Annotated in this window: 2 rRNA genes; both read right to left on the reverse strand. The window is 51.0% G+C overall.

The annotated features are described in order from the left end of the window. Nucleotides 1-100, reverse strand: a 5S ribosomal RNA gene (gene rrf, locus EKM92_RS13460); the annotation flags it as partial. Between the two features lie 104 nt (nucleotides 101-204). Next, nucleotides 205-3,031: ribosomal RNA gene (locus EKM92_RS13465) — 23S ribosomal RNA — on the reverse strand; the annotation flags it as partial.

The following is a 3,031-nucleotide window of genomic DNA, read 5'->3' on the forward strand; positions in this document are numbered from 1 at the left end:
CCTCGCAGGCAGTTACCCACCAACTACTCTCGGCGTAGAGAAGCTTAACTTCTGTGTTCGGCATGGGAACAGGTGTATCCTTCTCGCCATCGCCACCACACTGTTTTTTTAGAAGGTTTGCACCCTCAAAACTGGCTATCATTGTATATAGTTGTCGTGAACTGTATTTGTGCTACCACCTTTGAACTCACGTTCAAAGGATTTTTGGTTAAGTCCTCGACCGATTAGTACTGGTCCGCTCCAAACATCGCTGCTCTTCCACTTCCAGCCTATCTACCTGATCATCTCTCAGGGGTCTTACTTCCATATAGGAATGGGAAATCTCATCTCGAGGGGGGCTTCACACTTAGATGCTTTCAGCGTTTATCCCTTCCGTTCATAGCTACCCAGCGATGCGCCTGGCGGCACAACTGGTACACCAGCGGAACGTCCATCCCGGTCCTCTCGTACTAAGGACAGCTCCTCTCAAATTTCCTGCGCCCGCGACGGATAGGGACCGAACTGTCTCACGACGTTCTGAACCCAGCTCGCGTACCGCTTTAATGGGCGAACAGCCCAACCCTTGGGACCGACTACAGCCCCAGGATGCGATGAGCCGACATCGAGGTGCCAAACCTCCCCGTCGATGTGGACTCTTGGGGGAGATAAGCCTGTTATCCCCAGGGTAGCTTTTATCCGTTGAGCGATGGCCCTTCCATACGGAACCACCGGATCACTAAGCCCGACTTTCGTCCCTGCTCGACTTGTCAGTCTCGCAGTCAAGCTCCCTTATACCTTTACACTCTGCGAATGATTTCCAACCATTCTGAGGGAACCTTTGGGCGCCTCCGTTACATTTTAGGAGGCGACCGCCCCAGTCAAACTGCCCACCTGACACTGTCTCCCGCCACGCTTAGTGGCGCGGGTTAGAGTGTTCATACAGCAAGGGTAGTATCCCACCAATGCCTCCACCGAAACTAGCGTTCCGGTCTCTACGGCTCCTACCTATCCTGTACAAGCGGTACAAACACTCAATATCAAGCTACAGTAAAGCTCCATGGGGTCTTTCCGTCCTGTCGCGGGTAACCCGCATCTTCACGGGTATTAAAATTTCACCGAGTCTCTCGTTGAGACAGTGCCCAAATCATTACGCCTTTCGTGCGGGTCGGAACTTACCCGACAAGGAATTTCGCTACCTTAGGACCGTTATAGTTACGGCCGCCGTTTACTGGGGCTTCAATTCTGGGCTTCGCTTACGCTAACTCATCCTCTTAACCTTCCAGCACCGGGCAGGCGTCAGCCCCTATACGTCATCTTACGATTTAGCAGAGACCTGTGTTTTTGATAAACAGTTGTTTGGGCCTATTCACTGCGGCTGACCTTGCGGTCAGCACCCCTTCTTCCGAAGTTACGGGGTCATTTTGCCGAGTTCCTTAACGAGAGTTCGCTCGCTCACCTGAGGCTACTCGCCTCGACTACCTGTGTCGGTTTGCGGTACGGGTAGTTTATTTCTCACTAGACGCTTTTCTTGGCAGCGTGACATCAGGAACTTCGCTACTTAAATTTCGCTCCCCATCACAACTTGTCCTTATAGTCGCAAGCATTTCACTCACGTCAAGACTTGTTGCTTGGACATCCATTTCCAACCGGATGCTTTCCTTAGCCTTCTGCGTCCCGCCATCGCTCAAACAAAATAAACTAGTACAGGAATTTCAACCTGTTTGTCATCGACTACGCCTCTCGGCCTCGCCTTAGATCCCGACTAACCCTGGGAGGACGAGCCTTCCCCAGGAAACCTTAGTCATACGGTGGACAGGATTCTCACCTGTCTTTCGCTACTCATGCCGGCATTCTCACTTCTAAGTGCTCCAGTAGTCCTCACGATCTACCTTCAACGCGCTTAGAACGCTCTCCTACCACACATCCTTACGGATGCATCCACAGTTTCGGTATTATGCTTAGCCCCGGTATATTTTCGGCGCAGGGTCACTCGACTAGTGAGCTATTACGCACTCTTTAAATGGTGGCTGCTTCTGAGCCAACATCCTAGTTGTCTGTGCAACGCCACATCCTTTTCCACTTAGCATAAATTTAGGGACCTTAACTGGTGATCTGGGCTGTTCCCCTTTCGACAATGGACCTTATCGCTCACTGTCTGACTCCCAGAGTAAGATAATTGGTATTCGGAGTTTATCTGAATTCAGTAACCCTTGACGGGCCCCTAGTTCAAACAGTGCTCTACCTCCAATATCCATCCTCTGAGGCTAGCCCTAAAGCTATTTCGGAGAGAACCAGCTATCTCCAAGTTCGTTTGGAATTTCACCGCTACCCACAACTCATCCCAGCATTTTTCAACATACACGGGTTCGGTCCTCCAGTGTGTTTTACCACACCTTCAACCTGGTCATGGGTAGGTCACTTGGTTTCGGGTCTACACCAACATACTCACTCGCCCTATTCAGACTCGCTTTCGCTACGGCTCCGGCTTTTCACCTTAACCTCGCATGTTAGCGTAACTCGCCGGTTCATTCTACAAAAGGCACGCCGTCACCCATTAACGGGCTTCGACTTATTGTAGGCACACGGTTTCAGGAACTATTTCACTCCCCTCCCGGGGTGCTTTTCACCTTTCCCTCACGGTACTGGTTCACTATCGGTCACTAGGGAGTATTTAGCCTTGGGTGATGGTCCACCCGGATTCCGACGGAATTTCACGTGCTCCGCCGTACTCAGGATCCAGAACGGAGGCTAACAGATTTCGACTACAGGGCTTTCACCTTCTGTGGCGCAACTTTCCAGTTGACTTCGTCTACCCGTTAACTTGGTAACTCCAATGTTCTGTCCTACAACCCCAACCGGCAAGCCGGTTGGTTTGGGCTGTTCCCACTTCGCTCGCCGCTACTATGGGAATCGCAATTGCTTTCTCTTCCTGCAGGTACTTAGATGTTTCAGTTCCCTGCGTCTGCCTCTAATGTGCTATGTATTCACACAAAAGTAATCATCTGATGATGACTGGGTTCCCCCATTCGGAAATCTCCGGATCAAAGCTTAC

Origin of the sequence: Lacticaseibacillus porcinae (genome assembly GCF_003946305.1) — a bacterium.
Classification (GTDB): domain Bacteria; phylum Bacillota; class Bacilli; order Lactobacillales; family Lactobacillaceae; genus Lacticaseibacillus; species Lacticaseibacillus porcinae.